General features: G+C 69.0%; 22 protein-coding genes. All 22 read left to right on the top strand.

What is annotated here, in order from left to right; all coding sequences use genetic code 11:
• The first annotated feature begins 21 nt into the window (after positions 1 to 21).
• The 22 genes from O5K39_RS00570 to O5K39_RS00465 all read left to right on the top strand — a co-directional run bounded on the left by O5K39_RS00570 (position 22) and on the right by O5K39_RS00465 (position 20,964).
• Complete coding sequence (locus tag O5K39_RS00570) at positions 22 to 744, top strand: hypothetical protein (RefSeq protein WP_271145365.1); 723 nt, start codon at positions 22 to 24, stop codon at positions 742 to 744.
• Entirely contained in the window at positions 741 to 1,001 is a 261-nt protein-coding gene (locus O5K39_RS00565) for a hypothetical protein (RefSeq protein ID WP_271145364.1), read from the top strand. Before O5K39_RS00570 ends, O5K39_RS00565 begins: the two co-directional genes overlap by 4 nt.
• Positions 1,001 to 1,396, top strand: a complete 396-nt coding sequence (locus O5K39_RS00560) for a hypothetical protein (protein ID WP_271145363.1) — start codon at positions 1,001 to 1,003, stop codon at positions 1,394 to 1,396. Before O5K39_RS00565 ends, O5K39_RS00560 begins: the two co-directional genes overlap by 1 nt.
• A complete protein-coding gene (locus O5K39_RS00555) occupies positions 1,393 to 1,665 on the top strand; it encodes a hypothetical protein (protein WP_271145362.1) in 273 nt (90 codons plus the stop codon). Before O5K39_RS00560 ends, O5K39_RS00555 begins: the two co-directional genes overlap by 4 nt.
• The gene (locus tag O5K39_RS00550; RefSeq protein ID WP_271145361.1) at positions 1,653 to 2,990 is read left to right on the top strand and encodes a hypothetical protein; all 1,338 of its coding nucleotides are present in this window, start codon (positions 1,653 to 1,655) and stop codon (positions 2,988 to 2,990) included. The genes O5K39_RS00555 and O5K39_RS00550 overlap by 13 nt, the downstream gene beginning before the upstream one ends.
• A 17-nt stretch (positions 2,991 to 3,007) precedes the next feature.
• Complete coding sequence (locus O5K39_RS00545) at positions 3,008 to 4,867, top strand: hypothetical protein (protein WP_271145360.1); 1,860 nt, start codon at positions 3,008 to 3,010, stop codon at positions 4,865 to 4,867.
• A gap of 240 nt (positions 4,868 to 5,107) precedes the next feature.
• Positions 5,108 to 5,671: a transcription termination/antitermination NusG family protein gene (locus O5K39_RS00540; RefSeq protein WP_271145359.1), complete on the top strand. Its 564-nt coding sequence runs from the start codon at positions 5,108 to 5,110 to the stop codon at positions 5,669 to 5,671.
• Positions 5,672 to 5,943: 272 nt separating this feature from the next.
• Positions 5,944 to 6,558: a hypothetical protein gene (locus O5K39_RS00535; protein ID WP_271145358.1), complete on the top strand. Its 615-nt coding sequence runs from the start codon at positions 5,944 to 5,946 to the stop codon at positions 6,556 to 6,558.
• A gap of 1 nt (position 6,559) precedes the next feature.
• Positions 6,560 to 8,656 (top strand): terminase gpA endonuclease subunit, encoded by a 2,097-nt coding sequence (locus O5K39_RS00530; RefSeq protein ID WP_271145357.1) that lies wholly within the window; start codon positions 6,560 to 6,562, stop codon positions 8,654 to 8,656.
• Between the two features lie 2 nt (positions 8,657 to 8,658).
• A complete protein-coding gene (locus O5K39_RS00525) occupies positions 8,659 to 8,889 on the top strand; it encodes a hypothetical protein (protein WP_271145356.1) in 231 nt (76 codons plus the stop codon).
• An 8-nt stretch (positions 8,890 to 8,897) separates the two neighbouring features.
• A complete protein-coding gene (locus tag O5K39_RS00520; protein ID WP_271145355.1) occupies positions 8,898 to 10,586 on the top strand; it encodes a phage portal protein in 1,689 nt (562 codons plus the stop codon).
• Positions 10,587 to 10,624: 38 nt separating this feature from the next.
• Positions 10,625 to 12,100: a S49 family peptidase gene (locus tag O5K39_RS00515; protein WP_271145354.1), complete on the top strand. Its 1,476-nt coding sequence runs from the start codon at positions 10,625 to 10,627 to the stop codon at positions 12,098 to 12,100.
• Between the two features lie 74 nt (positions 12,101 to 12,174).
• Positions 12,175 to 12,843, top strand: a complete 669-nt coding sequence (locus tag O5K39_RS00510; RefSeq protein ID WP_271145353.1) for a head decoration protein — start codon at positions 12,175 to 12,177, stop codon at positions 12,841 to 12,843.
• A 120-nt stretch (positions 12,844 to 12,963) separates the two neighbouring features.
• On the top strand, positions 12,964 to 13,986 hold the full coding sequence (locus O5K39_RS00505) for a major capsid protein (protein WP_271145352.1): 1,023 nt from the start codon (positions 12,964 to 12,966) through the stop codon (positions 13,984 to 13,986).
• Positions 13,987 to 14,098: 112 nt separating this feature from the next.
• Complete coding sequence (locus tag O5K39_RS00500; protein ID WP_271145351.1) at positions 14,099 to 14,515, top strand: hypothetical protein; 417 nt, start codon at positions 14,099 to 14,101, stop codon at positions 14,513 to 14,515.
• 5 nt (positions 14,516 to 14,520) lie between these two features.
• Positions 14,521 to 14,862, top strand: a complete 342-nt coding sequence (locus O5K39_RS00495) for a hypothetical protein (RefSeq protein WP_271145350.1) — start codon at positions 14,521 to 14,523, stop codon at positions 14,860 to 14,862.
• Positions 14,862 to 15,713 carry a DUF6441 family protein gene (locus O5K39_RS00490; RefSeq protein ID WP_271145349.1) on the top strand — a complete coding sequence of 284 codons (852 nt, stop codon included), beginning with the start codon at positions 14,862 to 14,864 and terminating at the stop codon, positions 15,711 to 15,713. The genes O5K39_RS00495 and O5K39_RS00490 overlap by 1 nt, the downstream gene beginning before the upstream one ends.
• Positions 15,710 to 16,225, top strand: a complete 516-nt coding sequence (locus tag O5K39_RS00485) for a hypothetical protein (RefSeq protein ID WP_271145348.1) — start codon at positions 15,710 to 15,712, stop codon at positions 16,223 to 16,225. The genes O5K39_RS00490 and O5K39_RS00485 overlap by 4 nt, the downstream gene beginning before the upstream one ends.
• 13 nt (positions 16,226 to 16,238) lie before the next feature.
• Positions 16,239 to 16,556 (top strand): hypothetical protein, encoded by a 318-nt coding sequence (locus O5K39_RS00480; protein ID WP_271145347.1) that lies wholly within the window; start codon positions 16,239 to 16,241, stop codon positions 16,554 to 16,556.
• Between the two features lie 3 nt (positions 16,557 to 16,559).
• Positions 16,560 to 17,549 (top strand): phage tail tube protein, encoded by a 990-nt coding sequence (locus O5K39_RS00475; RefSeq protein ID WP_271145346.1) that lies wholly within the window; start codon positions 16,560 to 16,562, stop codon positions 17,547 to 17,549.
• A complete protein-coding gene (locus O5K39_RS00470; protein ID WP_271145345.1) occupies positions 17,549 to 18,391 on the top strand; it encodes a hypothetical protein in 843 nt (280 codons plus the stop codon). Before O5K39_RS00475 ends, O5K39_RS00470 begins: the two co-directional genes overlap by 1 nt.
• A 2-nt stretch (positions 18,392 to 18,393) precedes the next feature.
• On the top strand, positions 18,394 to 20,964 hold the full coding sequence (locus O5K39_RS00465) for a hypothetical protein (RefSeq protein ID WP_271145344.1): 2,571 nt from the start codon (positions 18,394 to 18,396) through the stop codon (positions 20,962 to 20,964).
• Positions 20,965 to 20,966 lie beyond the last annotated feature (2 nt).

The raw sequence follows: 20,966 nt of genomic DNA, 5'->3' as shown, positions 1-20,966 counted from the left end.
GCCCCCGCCCTGCCCTTTGGCATGGAAAGCTCGGCCGGCTCTGTCATCGACGGCGATGACGCCCACACGGCTCTGATGCGCGAGCTGAACTTCTTTCCGACACCGCCCTGGGCGGCGCGGGCGGGAGCAGAGCTGATTTGGGCGCTCGATCCCAAAGCATCGACGGTCTGGGAGCCGGCGTGCGGCGCAGGCCATATGGCTGAACCTCTTCACCAGGAGGGGTTCGCGGTCTGGGCCAGCGATATTCATCCGCATGGCTATGGCGACTGGACAGGTGACTTCCTGCGTTCGGACAGGCCACGTCCACCTTGGGCCATCGACTGGATCGTGACCAATCCACCTTTCGCCAAGGCAGAGGCCTTCGTGCAGCGCGGGCTCGAGATCGCCACGCGCGGCGTCGCGGTCCTGTGTCGGCTGGCCTTCACCGAGAGCGTCGGCCGCTATCCCCTGATGCGGCGCAAGGCCGTGACCGCCCCTTTCGCCGAACGGGTGCCCATACAGCTGGGGTCGTGGGATCCGGACCTGTCGTCGGCGACGGCCTATGCCTGGTTCGTCTGGCTGCAGCCCGAGGCTCTGGCCGACAGTCCATTCCGCACCGCCATCGAGGCCGCCTGGGCCATGGACGCGTCGCTGGAGCGGATCATCCCGCCTGGGACCTGTTCGCGGCTGACCCTGGCCGACGATCGGGTGAAGTTCGCCGGCGAGGCACCGTCGCCGCAGCTCGATCTGCTGGGGGCCGCATGATGACGAAACTGCCGCTCAAGATCGGGCCCGGCCAGGTGCTAACCGAAACCAAGGTCCAGGTGCTGGATATCCTCGGTCGCGCCGGGGAGGCGGGTCTGTGCGCCGGCCCCATGACGCCCGGCGGGACGCTGGGGATGCTGCGCCAGTGGGGCCTGGCCGAACACATGCCCCTGCCGGCGAACGACTGCCTGGGCGGAACGCGGACGCGGATCAACGAGGCCGGTCGCGAGATGCTCAAGCGGCTGGGGCGCGGGTGATGGTGGCCTATTCCTTCAAGACGCGGTTCGGGCCGCTGATCCAGTCCAGGGCAAAGACTCAGACCGTCCGTGCGGATCGGAAGCGTCACGCCCGCCCGGGAGAAACCCTGCAGCTCTATACCGGGATGCGGACCCGGTCCTGCCGGCTTCTGGCGACGGCGACCTGCGCGGCGGTGTCGCCGATCCGGTTCGATTTCGACCCGGCCATGACGGGTCGGATCGAGGTCCACGGCGTCTCGACCATGCATCTGGCCGACCTGGATCATTTCGCCCGGAGCGACGGCTTTGAGGACTGGGCGGATCTGAAGCGGTTCTGGGCTCGGGAGCATCCGGGCCTCGAGGCGTTCGAGGGCGTCCTGATCCGCTGGGACAGCGACAGCCTGGTGCTGCCGTGAAGGGCGCGTCTCGCAAGCTCTGCGCGGACTGGGGGTGCCCGGCGAAACTCGCCTGCGCGCGCCATCATATCCGCAGCCTCGACTACTGGCGGTTCGACCTCGAGGCCTCGGCCCGCGAGGGCGTCGCGTTCATGAAGCGCCGCCGCCAGGACGGCGAGGACAGCTGCAACCGGTTCGAGAACGACGTGCCGCGAGCCTGGCTGCTCGAGGCCGGCATCTCGACTATTCCCGCCACAGGGGCGGATGGCGGCTGGGCGTGGCTGGCATGAAGCCCGACCTGATCGACAAGGCCAATGAAGAGGGCGATTGCGTCGAGATCGCCCTAGCCGCCGGTGTCACCCTGAATGTTCGGGGCGCGACCTGGCGCGGGGTCTGTCCCCTGAGTGACTGCGGGACGTCGTCGAAGTCAGAGCCCTTCGTGGTCTACAACGGCAAATCCCGCTGGATTTGCCACTCCTGCGACGATCGCGGCGGGGATGCGGTCGATCTGGAACACCGTCTGTTCTCGCGGAACGGTGAGACCATGGGTGATGCCGCGCGCCGGATCCTGGGCCATGTCGGGCGTGAGGAAAGCGAGGAATCGCGCGCACGGCGTGCGCAGGCCCGCGCGGTCGCCGAGGCCGATGAGGGAGCGGCGGAGGCGTGGAAGGCCCGGCTGGCCGTGCATCTGTGGCGGGAAGCCGTGCCCGCCGCCGGCACCCTGGCACAGACCTATTTCGAGCATCGGGCGATCCGTGGGCCGGTCCTGGCGCGAGGTCTTGAGGTGCTGCGGTTCAATCCTCGCGCCTACTATTCGGGGCCGCCCGAGTGGGACCTGTTTCCCCCCAAACACGGCGTCTTCCTGCCCGCCGTCATCGGGCTGGTGATGACCGAACTGGGGCCGACGGGCGGGGTGCTGTGCGTCTATCTGCGGCCCAACGGCAAGGGGAAGACGCATCGCGATCCGGCCAAGAAGATGTGGGGGCCTCAGGGCCATGTCCTGCTCGCGCGGCAGGGCGACCGTGTCGGGCCCCCGGACCGGAACGACCGCAAGGATCTGGCCGAAGTCCGCTTGCCGGGCGGGGTCTGGCTGAGCCGTCCCGACAGCCCCGGGCCGCTTGCGGTCGCCGAAGGGTACGAGAATGCCTTCTCTCGCGCGATGATGCTGGCCGGGGAACTGTGCCTGCCGGTGCGGGCGGTCGCGGCGGGATCTTTGAATCGGCTGCAGGGCGGGGAGCTGAAGGACGCGGACGGCGCCGTTGACGTCTGGACCCCAACCGGGGATCCGATGCGGCCGCCCTTCACCTGGCCCGAGGATCCGGCGTCCCCCTGGGGCATCGTCGATATCGCCTGTGATGCGGACATGAGCCCCCTGAAGGTCAAGGGCCGGAACGGGCGGGGTCGCATCGTGCGCTTCACCCGTGACGCCAAGGGGCGGGCCAAGGTGTGCGGGGCCCTGGCCGTCCAGGGCTGGCGGCGTCGTCTGACGCTCGGGGGCGAGACCGTGGTCAAGGCCAGCCGCCCACCGCCCGGTCTGGATTTCAACGACATTCGCAGGGCCGCCGAAGCGGCCGAGACCGCCATTGAGGCCGAGACTTCCGGGGCTGCAGCGTGAGTGAGCAGGATTACGACATGCCGGTGGATCCGCCGGCCAACGACGACAAGAGCCGCCGTCGCAAGAAAAAGAAGGCGGACGGCGTCCTGGTCGATCCGCCGATCGAGGACTGCCCCGTCGTGCCGATGGGGTACGAGGGCGACCAGATGGTTCTGGCGCTGCCCGGTGGCGAGCTGAGGTTCGTGACGGCCGGTCGGGTCCAGAACCTGTTGCGGACCGACCTGTTTGTCGATCCGGCCGGGCAGGCCTTCGCCAACAACTGGATCGACGGGGAGGGCGACTTCAAGGCCCTGTCGATGGCGATCTGGTTCAACCAGAAATGCCGCGAGGCGGGGAAGTGGAACCGGATGCGGCTGTTCCGTGGGCCCGGGGTCTGGGCGACGCCCGACGGCCCGGTGCTGCATGCCGGTGACGCTCTGGGCCGCTGGCCCTTCAAGGAAGCGGACTGGACGCCGATCGCCCAGGCCATGCGAACGCGAACGCGGGGCCCGATCTATACTCTCGCCCCCCCGACCCCCCGGCCCGTGAAGGCCGCCTCGATCGCCGATGCCCAGAAGCTTCGGGACCATCTGGATCAGTGGAACTGGTACGAGCTGGCCGAAGGCGGGCTGACGGGTGCGGACGTGGCCCTGGCCTGGCAGGGGTCGGCCCTGCTGGGGGCCGTGCCGCATTTTCGGCCGCACATCCTGTGCATCGGCGGGCGGGGAACCGGCAAGACGGCCCTGTCCATGCTGATGGCGGCCGTCGGCAGCGCGAACGGTGGCGAGCTCGAGGACCGGTTCACCGAGGCCGGGATGCGCGGGGAGATCTCGGGCGAGGCCCGGGCGCGGTATCTGGACGAGGCCGAACCGTCGATCGGCGGGCAGGGCCCCGTCGAACAGGCGATGGAAATGCTCAGGCGCATGACCACGGGTGACGGGTCCAAGGGCGTCATGATCGGCAAGGACGGCAAGCCGGTGAACCAGACGGCCGTGGGTGCGGCCTGGCTGGGCGCCATTCTGTCGGTCGAGCTCAGCGACGCCATGGATTCGCGGATGGTCGAGGTCCGGCTGAAGCCGCTCGGCAAGGCCAAGGGCGGTGCGGACGATACCCTGCGCGAGTATCGGGAATGGGCGGAGAAGACGTCGCCTGCGTTCCTGGCTCGCGCGATGCGGGATCATGCCCGGTATCGATCCGATGTCTCGCTGATGAAGGATGCCCTGGGTCGCAGCGGGGCCGATGCGCGTGGGGCCGATCTGATCGCGGCATTGGCGGCCGGGCGGCGATTGCTGCTCAAGGACGAGGCGCTGACCGAGGGCAGCGTCGGAGCTGAGCTGGCCCTATGGACGCCATTGATCGTGTCTCGCGAGGAGACCTCGACGGCGCTGAACGTGGGTCAGGGGTGCTTCTCGGCGATCATGAACCTGGTCACCAAACAGCACATCCGTGACCGGTTCTGGAATGTGGGGGAGATGGTCCAGGAGGAATGCGAGAGCCGAGGCACCCACGACAAGGTGCTGAAGACATTCGGCATCCTGATCGAAAACAATCCGCCGGGCGCAGACCATCCCGGACCCTGGTTGATCGTCGCGAACCGACACCCGGCGCTGAAGGCGGGGCTGGCGCCCACCGAATACAAGAACTGGCGAAGCGCGCTCCAGCACCTGGGCGACCTGGGCGAGGAGTTCCGGCCGCGAACCCTACCCTATGCGCCCAAGTTCGGCGTGGGGCAGCAGAGCCGGGCCCTGGCGATCCCCCTGACCCCCTGGCTCGTCAGGCCCGCCGGCGTCGGCGTCACCGTCGAGGCGTCACCGTTTGAACCCCCGAAATGGCACATGCGCGCCGCCGCGTCCCGTGATTCGTCCCCTTCATCGTACCCGGGAGAAAGTCATGAATGACGGGCTTCTCCGGGTGATTCGGTACGCGGGTACGCTGGGTACGCTCGATCCGCCGCGCCCATGCATGAGGCGTGCGCACACACAGATGCACACGACGCCACAGGTCCGTACCCAGCGTACCCGGCGTACCTTTCTTTATAAACTTCAAGAAAATCAGAAATCTAAAAGGGACGGTCAGCAGGTACGCGGCGGTACGCTGACGGCCGCTCCCTTTTCCGCATCCTCGAAAGGGCCTGTCCAGTGAGCGCGTTCAATCCATCCGCCGCCAAGGGGGGCTACCTCTGGTACGTCGTGATCACCCACGTCGGGCAAGAGCGTCTGGCCAAGTACCAGCTGGAGCGTCAGGGCTTTGACGTCTACCTGCCCATGGTGCCGCCGCCTCTCGGAGCACGCGTCAGGAACGGGATCTCCCCCACGCCCCGGCCGATGGTGCCCCGCTATCTGTTCGTCAGTGTCGATGTGAACCAGCCAGGCTGGAGCGCGATCCGATCAACGATGGGCGTCCATGACGTGATCATGCAGGGGTCAGGCGAAACCGCCAAGCCGAGCCCGATCCCCAATCGGTTCATCGAAGAGATCCAGAACCGTGAGATCAACGGCCTGGTGATCCTGCCGCACCGGTCCAAGGCCGAGAAGGCGGCCTCAGCGCCTCGCTACCGCAAAGGCGACAAGTTGCGGTTCAGCGGCCCGACGGCCGACTATGACCTGATCTTCCAGGAGATGGTTGACGGCGACCGTGCGAAGGTCATATTCACCTTGTTGGGCCGCGAATCGGTTCAGGTGATTTCGCTGCCGTCAGACTGACGCGCAGTGCGGTAGCCGTCCTAGTCCAGCACAGCCATTGAAGCCCGCCCGACGCAAAGTCGGGCGGGTTTTCCTTTACCTATCAGCAGGTAAGCGCGCTCGCGGCACGGTCGCGGGTCCTTCCCCCTCCCCCAAAACCTATACGGTCGGGCGAGGCGTCTTCGTTCTGAAATCAGAGAAATCCTGCGCCGTGGCACGGATCGCGCACGGGTGGGCCTCTAGCGCACGGGACTGCACGCATGAGCGCACGGAACTCGCCCCCGCCGGGGTGGGTGACCGTCGTCGCAGCCGCGACGGCGCTCACCAGGGCGGGCGATCGTATCGATGCGTCGAACGTCTCGCGCTATCTGGCGCGAAACGTCGACATTCCCCAGGAGAAGATCGGCAAGTGCCGCTTCGTGGACCTCGCGGCGCTGAAAGCGCACCGCAACACGTCGGTCTTCGTCCACGACAAGCGCCATGTGCGGGATCTTGATCCGGCACCTGAGCCTGTGTCCGCGCACGCCGTGCGCCCGGTCCCCGAGCTGGACGACGAGCCGCGCGGCGATATCGCATCACCGCTGCAGGCGGCGAATATCGAGCTCAAACTCATCGAGCTTCGCAAGAAGCAACGCGAGGAAGCGGTCGACGCGGGCCTGCTGATCCCGGCCGACGACCTGCAAGCCGTCGTCATGGGCATGATGGACGCCTTCACCTCCGAGCTGGCCCGCCAGGAGACCACTCTGACTGCTGCCCTGGGCCGGGAAGCTGGCGCGCGGATCCGCAAGGCTCACCGCGCCGCCCGCGCTGCCGCCGCAACACGCCTGATCGAAGCGGCCAATGAAATCCTGCGGCCCGCCGCTGTCGCCGGCCTGACCGGCAGTGCCACGACCGAAGCTGCAGCCTGACGTGGTCTTCCCCAGCACGCTCACCCGCGCCGCAGCGCTCGTTGTGCTGTCCGTTGCCGGAGATCTCGCCCCGCCCGATGACGTCCGGATTTCGGAGTGGGTCGAACAGGGCCACGTCATCCTGTCGCCGCGCACTGGCTCGCCGCTGGCGCAGAATGGCCCCGTCCCGTTCGGCTTTGAAAAGGTCGAATACCTTCGCGAGCCCCTCGACCGTCTTCACCCCGACGACCCCTGCACACGCCTGGCCGTGCTCGGGGGGGCCCAGACGGCCAAGTCGTCGATCGGTCAGCTCTGGGTCGCCTGGTCCATCGTCAACCGCCCGGCCCCATTCGCGATCGGCCTGCCGTCCGCCGGCGAGATCACCAAATACGACGACGTCAAACTCGCGCCTCTGATCGAGGAAAGCCCCGAGCTCCGCCGTCGCGTCAAACCGGTGTCGACCAAATCAAGCGAGGGATCGAGCACCAAGAAGAAGCGGCTCCTCAACGGCGCGACCCTGGCCCTGTTCAACCTGGCCTCGCCCAAGGAACTGCAGATGATCTCGGCCGGGAACCTGATCCTGGAGGAGGTCGGCAACGCCCTGCGGGAAGTCGGCTCCCGGGGTGCCCCGGTCAAACAGGCTCGAGAGCGCCAGGCCGCCTATTCGGCGATCGGCTCGAAGGAGGCCATGCTCTCTACCCCGTCCGAGCTCGGCGAATGCGAGATCACCCGGGCCGAGCAGCAGGGCGATCAGCGCCGCTTCTACGGGCAGTGCCAGCAGTGCCTTGGCCATTTCCACCTGATGCCCGAGGGGTTCAGGGGCGGAGATCGGAACGGGACACCTCACCACTTCGTCTGCCCGCCGGCCGACGGTGGATGCGGCGGAGTGCTCGAGGAATCGGACATGCCGGCTTTCCGGCAAGCAGGCTTCTGGCTCCCGACCTTCCTGTCCGATGAGGACGACAATCCTGCCCCCGGCCCCTTCGTCGCCGTTGAGGATATCGAGGCGCATCTCGTCCCGGCCGCCGGCTTCGCCTATCGGCAGTCCTCGCGCGACTGCGAGGGCCGTGAGCCCAGCTACTACATCTGGCAGGCGATGTGCGGTCTGATCAGCTGGGCCAAGATCGCCGCCTCGATCGCCGAGGCCGTGACCCCGGCGGATCTCAAGGCCCTCGAACAACAGACCTTCGGTCGCGCCTGGGACCCGTCGGTCGAGGCTATGGCCTGGGAGGATCTCCACCGCCTTTGCGAGGACTACGAGGCCGAGATCGTCCCTGCGCGTGCAGGACTTCTGACCGGCTTCTGCGACGTCCAGGGCGGCTATCTGGAATGGGGTGTGATCGGCTGGGGGCCGGGTGGCGAATGGTGGGTCGTCGATCGTGGGGTCATCACCGGCGACACCTCCGGTGACGATGTCTGGCACAAGCTCGATCGCGTCACGCGTCGAACCTATCCCCATACGGACGGGGGCGAGCTCCTGCCGCTCTGGGGCGTCGATACCGGCTATCGGACCCAGAAGGTCTACGCCTTCTGTCGCGGCCGTCCGAACGTCCTGGCCCTGGACGGCCAGCCGGGATGGAAGAAGCCCGCCTTCGGGAAGGGCAAGCCGCAGAAGGTCATCGAGAACGGCCGCATCAAGGGGCGCGTCAAACTCTATCCGACCGGCACCTGGGAGTTGAAGGCGGCCCTGATGTGGTCGCTGAAGATATCCACCGAGGCCGGCTATCAGACGCCCCTCCAGGGTCGAGGTCACTGGTCTCGTCGCGAGGACGAGGCCTGGGCGATGCAGATCACCGCCGAGGGCCTGGCCGAGGAAAAGGACAAGAAGAGCGGCGAGCTCAAGCGTTGGTGGCGCAAGCTTCGCGAGCGCAATGAGTGGGTCGACATCTGGGTCGGTGCCCGCGCCCTGGCCTACAACCTCGGCGTCGGAGCCCCCCGCAAGGACGGATCCGGAGAGCTGGCCGACTGGGCCGCCCTGGCCGCCCGCCGCAATCCTTCGGCCCCCCAGTCCGACCTGTTCATCGCGCCCAAGGCGCACGCTGTGCGCCCCTCGGAAGCGCCGTCGGCACCGACACCGTCAACCGGCACGACCCGCCGCTTCTTCCGCAAGAGGAGTTGACCATGGCCCTCTCGACGGAAGACGCCGCCCGCCTGGCGCGGCTGCGGGCGGATCGGGCCTCGGCGCTTGATCCGAACCGCGCGATCAAGATCGCCCAGGCTGGTCGGTCCATCGAAAAGGCCGTCCCCGACCTGAAGCGGATCGACGCCGAAATCGCCGCCCTCGAGGCGGCTTCGCTGACCCCGTCCGGCCGTGTCCGCAAGCGCGGCGCGATCACCTTCCGCTTTCGATAGGGGGCCACATGACCGCGATGCCCCGCCTCGTTGATACGGCCGGCCGACCCCTGATGCGCGCCGAGGCCGCCGCGCCCGGCGGTCGTCTGGGCCCGGATCGCGCCCATGAAGGTGCGCGCCGCACCGGGGCCTTCCAGACCAACTGGCGGCCCGGCCTGACCTCGGCGGACACCTGGCTTTACGATCGCGACGAGGTCATCGCCCGGTCGCGCGACGTCGGTCGGAACGAGGGCGTCGGGGCCTCGGCCTCGATGCGGGTCGTCAACGCCGCCGTCGGCTTCCGCTGGGACTTCACGTCCAAGCCGAATGCCCGCCTTCTCGGCATCAGCCACGAGGCGGCGCGCGAGCTCGGTGCCGATATCGACGCCCTGTGGGAGGCCTCGGCCTACGGCATCCACTTCACCTGCGACGCCGAACGCCAGCTGACCTTCGGCGGCCTGTTGCGCATGTCGGCAGCACACATCTTCAACGACGGTGAGATGGTCGGCATCGTCGAATACGCCCACGACGAACCGACGCGGTTCCGCACCCGTCTGCGGGTCATCGACCCCGATCGCCTGTCCAATCCCAACGGCCTGCCCGACAGCCCGACCCTGCGCGGCGGCGTCGAAAAGAACCGCGACGGCGTCCCGGTCCTCTACCACATCCGTGAGGGGCACCCTTCGGATCTGGGCGCCAACGCCAGCATGGTCTGGCGCGCCGTTCCCCGGTACTCGACCAACCTCGGCCGCCCCCAGGTCCTGCACGCCTACGACAAGCTCCGCGCCGGTCTGACCCGTGGCGTGACCCGCTTCGCCTCGGTGTTGAAGCTGTTCCGCAGCCTGTCGAAATACACCGACAAGACGATCGAGGCGGCGGCCCTGAACGCCCTCTTCCTCGGCTTCGTCAAATCCAATGCCGGGCCCTCGGCGACCAGCGAATCCTTCTCGGCCGACGATGTCTCCGAATGGGCTGAAGGCCGGGAGGACTATTACAAGGACAATCCGGTCGAGGTGGACGGCGTCCAGTTCCCCGTCCTGGGGCCCGACGACGACATCACCATGCAGACCACGGCCCGGGACACCTCCGGGTTCGACGGGTTCACGCGGGCGATCCTGCGCCTGATCGCGGCGGCGCTCGGCGTCACCTACGAAGAACTGTCGATGGACTTCTCGCAGACGAACTATTCGTCCGCGCGGGCTGCCCTGCTGATCGCCTGGAAGGAAACCCTGGCCCTGCGCGGCCTGATCGAACAGCAGATCGCCTGGCCCTTCTTCGCTGCCTGGCTGGAGGAGGCGTTCGACATCGGCGCCCTGCGGATTCCCGACGGCGCGCCCGACTTCTACGAGGCCATCGACGCCTATGTCGAAGGTCGCTGGCGCGGCCCCGGTCGCGGGCACATCGACCCGACCAAGGAAATCCTGGCCGCCGCCGCCCGCATGGAGGCGGGCATTACGACCATGGAAGACGAGTGCGCCGACTACGACGGCTCGAGCTGGGAAGAGAAGCTGGAACAGAAGGCCCGCGAGACCGCGCGCAAGCGCGACCTCGGCATCGTCGCCGACGCGGTCGAGGCGTCGGGCGAGGATCCGGAGGGCGACCGTCAGCGCGACGAACGTCCCGGCGGCCGGGCACGCACCGCCCTCCAGCGCGTCGCCGAGATCGCCGACAGCGCCGACCACAACGCCTTCCTCGACGCCCGTCCCGTCGCGGCCTGATTTCTCGAAAGCGAGGCGCCTCTTTGTCCGGTAACTCAATGCGCAATCCCGCCCGTCTGGCCGCCGCCCTGTCCGGCCGCCCCCTTCTGATGCGCGAGGCCTCGGTTCCGGCCTTGGCCCGTATGCTGGGGGTCGAGGCCGGCGAACGCGGCTCGCCCCTGGCCACCTTCGTCGGCCGCGCTCGCCGCGCCTTCGCGGGCCGCGAGGACCAGCAGGTCCGCACCGAACCCCTGGCCACCGCCCCGCGCTGGGTCGGTGAACCTGATGCGACCGGTTCCGGCTGGGTGCTCAAGGACGGCGTCGGCATCCTGGAGATCGAAGGGCCCCTGATGGCCGAGGGCTTCGGCTGGGGCGAAACCTGGTATCACGGCTACGACACCCTCTACCGGGCCTATGAGGAGATGTTCGCGGACGCTCGCGTCGGCGCGATCTGGGAGGTCGTGCGGTCGCCCGGCGGCGTCGTCGATGCGGGCCTGCCCGAACTCGCCGCCTTCAAGCGGGCGAACCGCGATGCCGCCGGCGGCAAGCCCATCCACGCCTTCCTGCGCGATGGTTACAGCGCCGCCTACTGGGAGCCGAGCGCCTCCGACCGGATCGTCGCGGCGCGCGAGAGCGGGGTCGGCTCGATCGGCGCGGTCGTCACCTGGTGCGGCATGGCCGGGGCTCTTGAAAAGGACGGCCTCGAGATCCGCGCCTTCACCTTCGGCAAGCGCAAGGCCGACGCCAGCCCCTTTGCGCCCCTGTCGGAAACCGCCGAGGCCTCCCTACAGGCCGAAATCGATCAGTGCGGCCGCTGGTTCGTCGCCGACGTCCTGGCCGGTCGCCCGACCCTGACCGAAGAGGCCGTCCTGGCGACCGAGGCCGGGTGCTTCTTCGGCGATTCCGACAACCCCGCCCTCTCGGCCCTGCACCACGGCCTGGTCGACGAGATCGCGACGGAACGCACGGCGTTCGCCGCCATCCGCGATCTCGCCGCCGCCCGCCTTTCCACTTCCCCCGCCCCGAACCGGGCACCCGCAGCCACGAAGGACACTGACATGAAGCGTAGCGCCGTGATGGCCGCCGCCCGCAAGGCCGGCCTTTCCAAGGACCAGATCCGCAAACTCGGCGCCGAGCTGCCCGAGGACGAAGCTCCCGCCGATGAAGACGAAGGCGAGGACGACGAGGTCTCGGACCAAGACGAAACCGATGAGGAGGCCACCTCTGACGCCGCCGACGGCGACGAGGACGAGGAAGGCGAGGTCGATGCCAAGGTCGCCAAGGCCATCCTCAACCATCCCGAGGCCAAGGGCCGCGAAGACATGGCGCAAGACCTGGCTTTCACGCCCGGCATAACCGAGGCCCGCGCGGTGCGTCTGCTGTCGAAGGCCCCCAAGGGTGCCGGCAAGGGTCAACTCGCCTCGGTCCTCGCCGGGTCACAGCGCCTGGGTCCCGACGCCGACACCGGCAAGGACAAGGGCCCGGCCTCGGCCTCCTCGACCTGGGCGAAGAACCGCCCCGCCGCCCGTCGCTGACCTGCCTCGCCCATCCCTGCGCAACCGGCCCCGGCCTGTCTGAGCGCGTGATCCAAACCTGAAGGAAACCCATCATGGATCGTCTCATCGAAGCGGGCGTCGGCCCGGAATTCCTCCTGTCGGAGGCCAACCACTATCGCTCGCGCGAAAACATCGTCGTCGCGGCCAGCCAGACCTTGCTGGCCGGCGCTGTCCTGGGCCTGATTTCGATCGGCACCCTGTCGGCGGCGGCGGCGGCCGTCGCGGGTAATACCGGCGCGGCCACCATCACGGCCTCGCCCGCCGTCGCGGTCGGCACCCCGACGGGCGTCTACAAACTGACCGCCGTCAGCACCGGTGCCACGGCCGCCTTCCTTCTGGAATCGCCCGATGGGGTCGCGCTTGGCGAGGCGACGACGGGAACGGCCGCCACGATCGGCGGGATCGGGCCCTTCACCATCACCGACGCCGGGACCGATCCGGCCATCGGCGACCAGTTCACCATCACGGTGACCGATGCCGCTGCGACGGGCGAGGGCCAGTACGTCAAACACGATCCCGAGGGCGTCAACGGCTCCCAGAACGTCGCCGGCATCCTCTACGACGGCGTCGTCACCGGCGTCGGCGAAACGGCCCGCGCCGTCGCCATCGTCCGCGATGCCGAGGTGATCGCCGCCCGCCTGGTCTGGGACGACCACGACGCCGGGGAAAAGACGGCCGCCATCGCCGCCCTCAAGGCCATGGGCGTCATCGTCCGGGCCTGATCCCCACGGGGCGGTCTCCGCAAGCCGAGGCCGCCCCACCGCCTTCAACTCGCCTGCCGCCTAAATCCGCCGTCCGCACCCGCGTGACGGCTCAGCTCAACACAGCCCGGAGAAACAGCCATGCTGACCGTCGCGGACGTCTTCAAGTCGAACCTGTTCGGCACGACCTCCCTCACCCATGCCATCAACGAGATCGCCTACGTCCCCCAGCGCCTGATGGAACTGGACGTGTTCGACGTCGAGGGCATCAACACCACCAGCGCCTTCATCGAGAAGATCGGCGAGACCCTCGCCCTGGTGCAATCCACGCCGCGTGGCGGTCCCGGCAAGTCCGTGGCCATCGACCGCCGCGAGGCCGTCGCGTTCCAGTCGGTCCATCTGCAACTGGAGGACCGGATCTATGCCGACGAGATCCAGAACGTGCGCAGCTTCGGCACCGCCAACCAGCTGGTCGGCGTTCAGGAGGTGCGCGACAAGCGTCTGCTCAAGATGTCGCGGTCCCTCGACCTCACCCTGGAATACCATCGCCTCGGGGCCATCCAGGGCCTGGTCCTCGACGCCGACGGATCGGTCATCGAGGACCTGTTCGACAAGTTCGGGATCGCCGAACCTGCCGACGTGGGCCTGCTGCTCGAGGCGGCCTGGACCGAGTCGGACGGCTCGCCCGTCAAGCGCATCATCACCGGAGCCCTGCGTCGCATCGAGGCCGAGCTCGGGGGCTTCACCCCGACGGGCTACCACGCCTTCGCGGGCGACGACTTCTTCGACGCCCTGATCTCCCATCCGGAAACCCGCGCCCTCTATCTGGCGACGGCGGCGGCCCAGGAGCTGCGCGGCAATGGCTCGCGGATCTTCAACTACGGCAACGTCACCTGGGAGAACTATCGCGGCCAGGGCGCCGTCGCCATCCCGACCGATGAGGCCCGGATCTTCCCCCTCGGCGTTCCCGGCCTGTTCGCCCAGCTCTTTGCTCCGGCGGATACGATGGAGGCGGTCAACACCCTGGGGCAGATCAAATATGCCCTCGCCGTGCCTGACCCCTCGGGCAAGAACAAGTTCCTCGAGCTCGAGGCCCAGTCCAACCCGATCACCTATTGCACCCGGCCCAAGGTGCTCCAACGGGTCAACCTCGGCGCGGCCTGAGGCCTTCCTCTCCTCCTGAACCTGCCGCCGCCCGGTCCCCCGGGCGGCGGGCTTTTCTGAGCCGCCGCGCAGGCGGCTCCGACAAGCCCGCCCTTTCCGACTGGAGACGACCATGGATCCGTTCAACCTCGCCCCACCCGCGCCGCAATCGGCTCCGGAGCCTGAGAATCCGCAGCCGGTCGCTCCTGAAGCGCCAGCCCCCGAGGCCGCTGTGGGCCCTGCCTCGCCCGAATCGCGCCCCCACGCCTCGCCCCGCACCCAGGCCCGGATCGATCCCGCCGTCCGCGCCGCGCCGCGCGCCGGCGCGCGTTCGCGCAAGCCCCGATCCCAGGCCCCTGCGGAGGCTGCGGGTCGCCCGGCCGCGATCGTACTCCTGACGTCTCGCGTCACCGGACCCGACGGCCGCGCCGTGCCGCGCCGGACCATCGTCCTGGCGGCGGCGGCCCGCGCCGACGACCTGGTCGGCCGGGGCTGGGCTCGCCCGGCGACCGAGGCCGAGGCCGACCAGGCCCGCCTCGTCCTCGACTGAGTCCTATGCCCTGGTCCGATCTCGCCGCCGAACTCGATACGGCCGTCTTCGCCGCCCTGGCCGACGACACGGCCGCGACCTGGAGCCGGACCGATGCGGTCGTGGCCACACTGCCGGTCATCCTGGAACAGGTCGAGCGGCCGTCGCGTCAGGCCGGGATGACCCTGATCGAGATGGCGGATGTGGCGCGGATCTCGGTCGCGGCGGCCGAGGCGGCGGCACCGGGGGTCTCGCCGCGCGACGGCGACACCCTTCTGGTCGGGGCGCGGCTGCTGGTCATCCATGGGCAGCCCTGGCGTGACGACCGGATGGATCGGCGGGACTGGCTCTGTCCGGTGACCGGCTGATGTCCACCCGCTCCGCCTGGGGCGTCTCGACCGGCCGTAGCATCCCGGCGCACATGCGCACGACCGGCCTGCTGCGCGGCGGGCGCATGAACAACGGCGAGAATGTCGGCTTCAAGCTGACGATCGACGGCGAGAACAGCGACCTGGCCCTCGCGTTTCAGGGCCGGTTGCAGGCCTCGATCGACGAACAATACCGGGCGCTGGAGCGCATCTACTGGGCTGCGATGGATGTCGTGGTCCAGGACGGCAAGAACCGGTTGCGGGCCGACGTCGTCGCCGGCGGCTTCCACAAGGGCGCGGCCCTGTCGAAGACCTGGCGTGGCAACACCTATCCCAAGGACAAAGACAGCCTGAACGTCGCCGGCTGGATCTACACCCGCGCGGGCCTGATCATCGACGCCTTCTCGATGTCGACGGTGATCAAGGTCAGCGGCAACGCCCAGTTCCTCGCGATCCCGACCGGCCCGGCCAAGGCCATCGTCCGTCGTCTGCAACAGCAGAAGAAAAGGGGCGTCGTCGGCCGCAACGCCTTCGGCAAGTTCATGAAGGACGACAGCTACGCCGACCAGGTCGCGATGATGCTGGGCGTCGATCTGGTGCCGATCATCGCGCCCGACCGCCAGACCGGCGTCCTGATCGCCAAGGATCGGTCCACCCTCACGCCGACGGGCCGTCTGGCCAGGAACCAGAACCGTAGGGCCACCGTGCTGTTCGCCCTGACCAAGACGGCGACGCTCAAGAAGCGGGTCGAGGGCCGGGCCCTGCTGGAGAAGATCGAGGCGGGCTTCCCCGGCGGCTTCGCCCAGGCCCTGACAACCCTGCTGCCCGCCGACCTCAGGAGCGACCGATGAGCACGACCCGCGAGGCGATCCTGGAGGCACTGGTCGCCATGCTGGCCGGGAGCAACGGCTTCTTCCCGGCGGCCGTCATCGACGAACCGGAGCCATCGCACTGGGACGAGGTCGCCGCCCAGCCGCCGGGGACGTTGCGCCTGCTGCACGCGGTCGCGGTTCAGGACGGCCCGCCGCCCGATGTTCTCTCGGTCCTGTCGGGACCCGAAGGCGAGAACCTCTATGAGCTCGAACTGGAGGCCGCTGTCGCCTACGCCGTCCGCGCAGAGATCGGGGCGGGCGACACCAACGCGACCGGCCGCAGCGCACGGCGTGCGCGTCGTGACGAAGGCGTCGAGAATCTGGCCGCCCTCATTGCGGCCGACCGTACCCTGGGTCTCGGCCCGGAGGTCTACGCCGAGCTCCAGCCGGCCCAGCGCGACGACGACGTCGCCTTCCCCAATGCTCCGGCCACGGCCACGGCCGTCGGCCCCATCCGCGTCCTTTACACCGCCGCGCACGCCGCCGGCTGAGGAGACCTCGCCCATGCCTGACACCGCCCCCGACACCGCCCCGGATCCGGCCGAGCTGCCGGTCCCGCCAGTCGCCCCGTCCGGGGACAACGCGCCCGAAACCGTCGATCCGATGGCGGATGCGGAGCCCGGCGTCTCGACCCTGCCCGAGGCCCAGGCCTGGCTGGTCGTGCTGACGACCGACCCCGATCGCGGCCTGTCGCGGGGTGAAGTGATCGGGGTGACCTCGAAGGTGGCGAAGACGCTGAAGGCCGACGGCCTCGCGCGTCCGGCGACCGACGCCGACATCGAGCTCGCGCAACCGCGCGTGCGCCTCTGGACGAAGGGCTAGATCATGACCACCACCAACGATCCGCGCGGGCGTCTGGCCGAACTCTATTCGGCGGCCCAGACGAACCTGATCACCCCGGCCGTCTCGCCGGACCAGACCTTCACCCGCCGCCACTTCTACGACTGGACCCCTTCGCCCCAGCAGGAACCCCAGGACGACGACGTCCTGGGCGGCGGCTATCAGAACTCGATCGATGCCCGTCCCGCCGCGCCCGACATCGAGCGCGGCTCGGTGCGCGTGGTCTGGCCCCTGGACATCGTCCAGGTCGGCCATGTCCTGACCGAGTTCTTCGGCGCGCCGGTCACGACCGGGGCCGGCCCCTATGTCCACACCTTCTCCTCGGCGACGACCCAGATCCCGACACAGACCTTCGAGCGCAAACTGGCGTCGGGTCAGTTCGACGGGGCGATCGGGGCCGTGATGCGGTCCCTGTCCTTCCCGATCGGATCCGACCGGGGCTACACCCGGATCAACGCCGACTATGTCACCCGCCAGCTTCGCGACCAGTACGCTAGCACGGTCGCGGGGACGCCCACGGCCCTGGGCCTGACCAACCGGGTGCCGCGCACGATCGGCACCGTCCTGGCCGACGGCGTGACCATGGGCGCAGTCATCTCCGGCGACGTGACCCTGACCAATGTCCTGGGCGAGGACGGCTATGCCGGGTCGCCGTGGATCGACGACGTCCAGCTGGAGGGCCGCACGGCGGCCGTCAACATCACGGCCCGGTTCAAGGGGGCCGCGATCCGCGACATGGGCAAGCTGGCCAGCGGCGCCTATCTGCCGACCCCGGTCAACATCGACCTGTCGATGCCGCTGTCGGCCTCGCTCGACCTGTTCCTGAGTATCCGCAACGTCCGCTTCGCCAAGGTCGGGGTGGCCAGCGCCGGACCCGGACGTCTGGACGTGCAACTGCGCGGCCGGGCTGAGGTCGGGGTCGGGGCGGCCATGATCGTGGCCCAGCTGACCAACGGCGTGTCGAGCTACGCCTGATGGGTCCGACGCATCCCGCATGGTCCGCCCCGGCGCCGGAGTGGGTCGGCCTGGCCCCCGGCGTGCGCTGGCGTCTCACCCGCCCGGACGGCGGGATCGAGACCGTCGTCGCGTCGGACGTCGCCACGGCCATGGCGCGGGTCTATGAGGGCCGCGCCGGTCTGGAGGCTCTGGGCCTGGACCCTGAGTCCGACACCGGCGGCGCGCTGAAGCTGGAACAGATCGCGGGTTATGCCTCGGTCCTGACCGCGTGCCTCTATGCCCAGCGGTGCCTCACCGACTGGGAGGGCATCGACGACCCGGAGACGGGTCAACCCCTCGACGTCACCGATCCCGACGCCATCCGCAACGCCCTGCTGTACGGCCCCCCGCCCGGCGGCACGCCCCTGCTGACACCCTTCCTCGCCTGGCTGGAAGGCCCGCGCCGCCCGATGGCGGCCGAGACCGTGCGGCTGCGCAAGCTGGCGAAGGATCACTGGGCGGGCGGTGCCGAGCGCTGCCGGGCCTGCGTCGAGATGGGCGAGGGCTGCGTCAAGGGCGCGTCGGTCGAGGGCGAACTCTGCCCCCGCCTGTCGCTCACCCCCCGCACGCCTGAAGGCATCGCCTGTTGGGCGATCGCGACCTCGACCTATGGCCTCTGGCTGCGGGCGGGGATGGGCGGGGCCATCGCCGGGCTCGACTATCAGGCCGCCCTGCTGGCCTTCGAGGCCGATCGCAGTCGGGTGGAGGAACGGCCCGATGTCGGCGCGGCCTTCGCCGTGTTCCGCGCCATCGAACAGGGCCGGATGGAGGCCGAGGCCGAGCGCGCCGAGGCCGAACGTCTCGCCCGGGATGCAGGCTGACCATGGCCGACGGCGGCGGCATCAATCTCAGGCTCTCGCTTAAGGGGGCTGAACAGGTCCGAGGCGAACTGGCGACCCTGGGCCCTGCGGGGTCCAAGGCCGCGCGCGAGCTGGATCGGGCGATGCGCCAGCCCACGGCTGGAATGCGGGCTCTCGATGGCGGCGTCCGGGAGGTCAACTCCGGCCTTGAAGCCTTCGCGGGCCGGGCCGGGCCTGTCGGGAACCTCCTTCAGCAGTTCGGACCCTGGGGCCTGGCCGCCGCCGCCGGTATGGCCGCCCTCGTCGTCGCGGCGACGGCGGCGGTCCAGGTATCCAACCAGGCGGCGACGGCTGCCGCCAGTCTGACGGACACGGCGGGGCGGATCGGCATCGGCGTCGAGGCGCTGCAGCAATGGCGCTACGTCGCCGACGAGGCCGGCGTTCCGGTCCAGACGCTTGAGAGCGACCTGGAGAAGCTGAACGGCACCCTCGGCAAGTTCAAGATCGGCATCGGGGATGCCAAGCTGAAGCCCTGGTTCCAGGAACTCGGGATCAAGAAGGAGGACCTCGACAGTATCGAGACGGCCGATCAGATGATGCTCCTGCTGGCGGATCGTCTGGGTCAGATCACGGATCGCTCGAAACAGGTTGCGGCGGCCCGGGCGTTCGGCGTCGAGGATTCCTTGCCCGCCTTGCGACTGGGCTCGGAAGCGCTCCGCGATCTGCTCGCGGCCTCGGAAGAGCTTGGCGTCGTCCTGGAAAAGGAAACCGTCGAGAAGCTCGACGCCGCCGAGCGAAAGGCCGAACTGGCCGGACAGCAGCTGAAGACCTTGGCCTTCTCGGCGGTCGAGCCGCTGACCACGGCCCTGGCCAACGCCGGGGCCATGCTCGGCAACCTGTCGGTGAAGTTCGACAATATCGAGTCCAAGGCCCCGACCTGGGTTCGGTGGCTCAATGCTCTGGGCCGGGCGATGCCGGGGACCGGCGGGCTTCAGAGGATCGGAGAACTTGCCACCGGAGGAATCGCGCCGCCGTCAGCGGGTCAGGGCGACATGTACTCGGACGAGCATGAGATGGCCGGCATGCGTGCCGCCTTGCAGGGTTCAGGTGATTCGGGCTTCGAGCTGGAAGGTCACGGGAACGGCGGCGGCGGTGGCGGCGGCGGTCCTAGCGAGGCCGAGCGACAGCAGGAACAGAAGCGACGCGAGGGCGAGCGGGCTCTTGAACAACTGACCCGGCTGGAGATCCAGATTCAGCGGGCCAATGTCTCGGCCGAGGCTGAACGCCTGGACACAGCTGAGGCCCGCGCGGACGCCGCCCTGGCCCTGCTCCAGATGGACGAACGTGAGGCTGCCATCGAGGTTGCCCGTTTGAGATCGGCACTTCAGGCTGCCGACATGGACGATGAGGCGATCGAACGTCGGATCGTCCAGCTCAAGTCGTTGCGCGCGACGATGCGCGCCGACAAAGAGGAGGCCATCGCAGCCGAGCATCGGGAGCGTGCGCGACAGGCCGCCGCCGAGGCCGAGCGGATCCATGCCGATACGCTCCAGACCATCCTCCAGTTCGCCTCGGCCGAGGCCCGCACCGCCGGTGAGCGTCGGGCGATCGAGACGCAGATCCTCGAGCTGGCGCAGCGACGGCAGAAGGCCGACCTGGAAGCCGCGATCGAGGCCGAGAAGGAACCGGCCAAGCGCGCGGCCCTGGTCGAGGCCCTGTCGCGACTGCCCGAAATCCAGGCCGGTCAGACCCGAGACATGCAGCGCCGGACGGCCGGACCGGTCGAGGCCTGGCGGGATGCCCAGTTCAAGTCGGCCGGGGAAGCCGGGGAGTATGTCACCGGCCAGGCGCTCGACGCGCTCGACAATCTGAACGGCGGTCTCATCGACGCCTGGAGGAACGCCGACAACGCGGGTGAGGCCTTCTCGAACATGGGCCGCGTCGCGGTCGATGCGCTGGACCAGGTCGCGGATGCGCTGCTCAAGATCGCCCTGCAGAGGATGCTGATCGAACCCCTGGGCAATGCCCTGTTCGGCAGCGGTCAGGAAGGCGGATCGCAGGGTCTGCTGGGGTCGTTCATCTCCAACTTCACGGGGCGTGTCTTCGGCGGCGCGTCAGGGGGCCTGGCCCCCACGGGCGGCGGCCTTCCGACCGGCGGGGCCCCGGCCTCGGTCGGCAATGCCTCGGGCGTGCTCGCCACCATGCGCCTGCTGAGCCTGCCCGGACGGGGGCGGGGCGGCGTGGTCGGAGGCGGCGGCCTGCACAAGGTCGGCGAGTACGGCATGGAGCTGATGGACCTGCCCGCCGGGGCCCGCATCTATGACACCGATCGGACCCAGCGGATCATGTCCGATTTCGACGCCCGGATGCGGTCTCAGGGTGGCGGCGGTTCGGCCGCCGCACCCACGGTCAACATGCCGATCACCGTCGTCAACCAGTCGAGCGCCCAGGTCGAGGCCCAACCCCGGCCCATGCCGGGCGGTGGATTTCAGATCGTGCTTCAGGACGCGGTCAAGGGCGCGGTGCGGGGCATGGGCGCCGACGGCTCCCTGATGCGCAGCCTGTCCATGACGCCCCAGGCCCGGAGGCGCTGAAC

The organism is Brevundimonas sp. NIBR10, from assembly GCF_027912515.1.
Classification (GTDB): Bacteria; Pseudomonadota; Alphaproteobacteria; order Caulobacterales; family Caulobacteraceae; genus Brevundimonas.
This window is presented reverse-complemented; position numbering and strand designations above follow the sequence as displayed.

Coding starts and splice junctions, on each gene's coding strand:
- O5K39_RS00570 (WP_271145365.1), top strand. CDS start 22: ATGGAAAGCTCGGCCGGCTCTGTCATCGACGGCGATGACGCCCACACG.
- O5K39_RS00565 (WP_271145364.1), top strand. CDS start 741: ATGATGACGAAACTGCCGCTCAAGATCGGGCCCGGCCAGGTGCTAACC.
- O5K39_RS00560 (WP_271145363.1), top strand. CDS start 1,001: ATGGTGGCCTATTCCTTCAAGACGCGGTTCGGGCCGCTGATCCAGTCC.
- O5K39_RS00545 (WP_271145360.1), top strand. CDS start 3,008: ATGCCGGTGGATCCGCCGGCCAACGACGACAAGAGCCGCCGTCGCAAG.
- O5K39_RS00525 (WP_271145356.1), top strand. CDS start 8,659: ATGGCCCTCTCGACGGAAGACGCCGCCCGCCTGGCGCGGCTGCGGGCG.
- O5K39_RS00520 (WP_271145355.1), top strand. CDS start 8,898: ATGACCGCGATGCCCCGCCTCGTTGATACGGCCGGCCGACCCCTGATG.
- O5K39_RS00515 (WP_271145354.1), top strand. CDS start 10,625: ATGCGCAATCCCGCCCGTCTGGCCGCCGCCCTGTCCGGCCGCCCCCTT.
- O5K39_RS00510 (WP_271145353.1), top strand. CDS start 12,175: ATGGATCGTCTCATCGAAGCGGGCGTCGGCCCGGAATTCCTCCTGTCG.
- O5K39_RS00505 (WP_271145352.1), top strand. CDS start 12,964: ATGCTGACCGTCGCGGACGTCTTCAAGTCGAACCTGTTCGGCACGACC.
- O5K39_RS00500 (WP_271145351.1), top strand. CDS start 14,099: ATGGATCCGTTCAACCTCGCCCCACCCGCGCCGCAATCGGCTCCGGAG.
- O5K39_RS00495 (WP_271145350.1), top strand. CDS start 14,521: ATGCCCTGGTCCGATCTCGCCGCCGAACTCGATACGGCCGTCTTCGCC.
- O5K39_RS00490 (WP_271145349.1), top strand. CDS start 14,862: ATGTCCACCCGCTCCGCCTGGGGCGTCTCGACCGGCCGTAGCATCCCG.
- O5K39_RS00485 (WP_271145348.1), top strand. CDS start 15,710: ATGAGCACGACCCGCGAGGCGATCCTGGAGGCACTGGTCGCCATGCTG.
- O5K39_RS00480 (WP_271145347.1), top strand. CDS start 16,239: ATGCCTGACACCGCCCCCGACACCGCCCCGGATCCGGCCGAGCTGCCG.
- O5K39_RS00475 (WP_271145346.1), top strand. CDS start 16,560: ATGACCACCACCAACGATCCGCGCGGGCGTCTGGCCGAACTCTATTCG.
- O5K39_RS00470 (WP_271145345.1), top strand. CDS start 17,549: ATGGGTCCGACGCATCCCGCATGGTCCGCCCCGGCGCCGGAGTGGGTC.
- O5K39_RS00465 (WP_271145344.1), top strand. CDS start 18,394: ATGGCCGACGGCGGCGGCATCAATCTCAGGCTCTCGCTTAAGGGGGCT.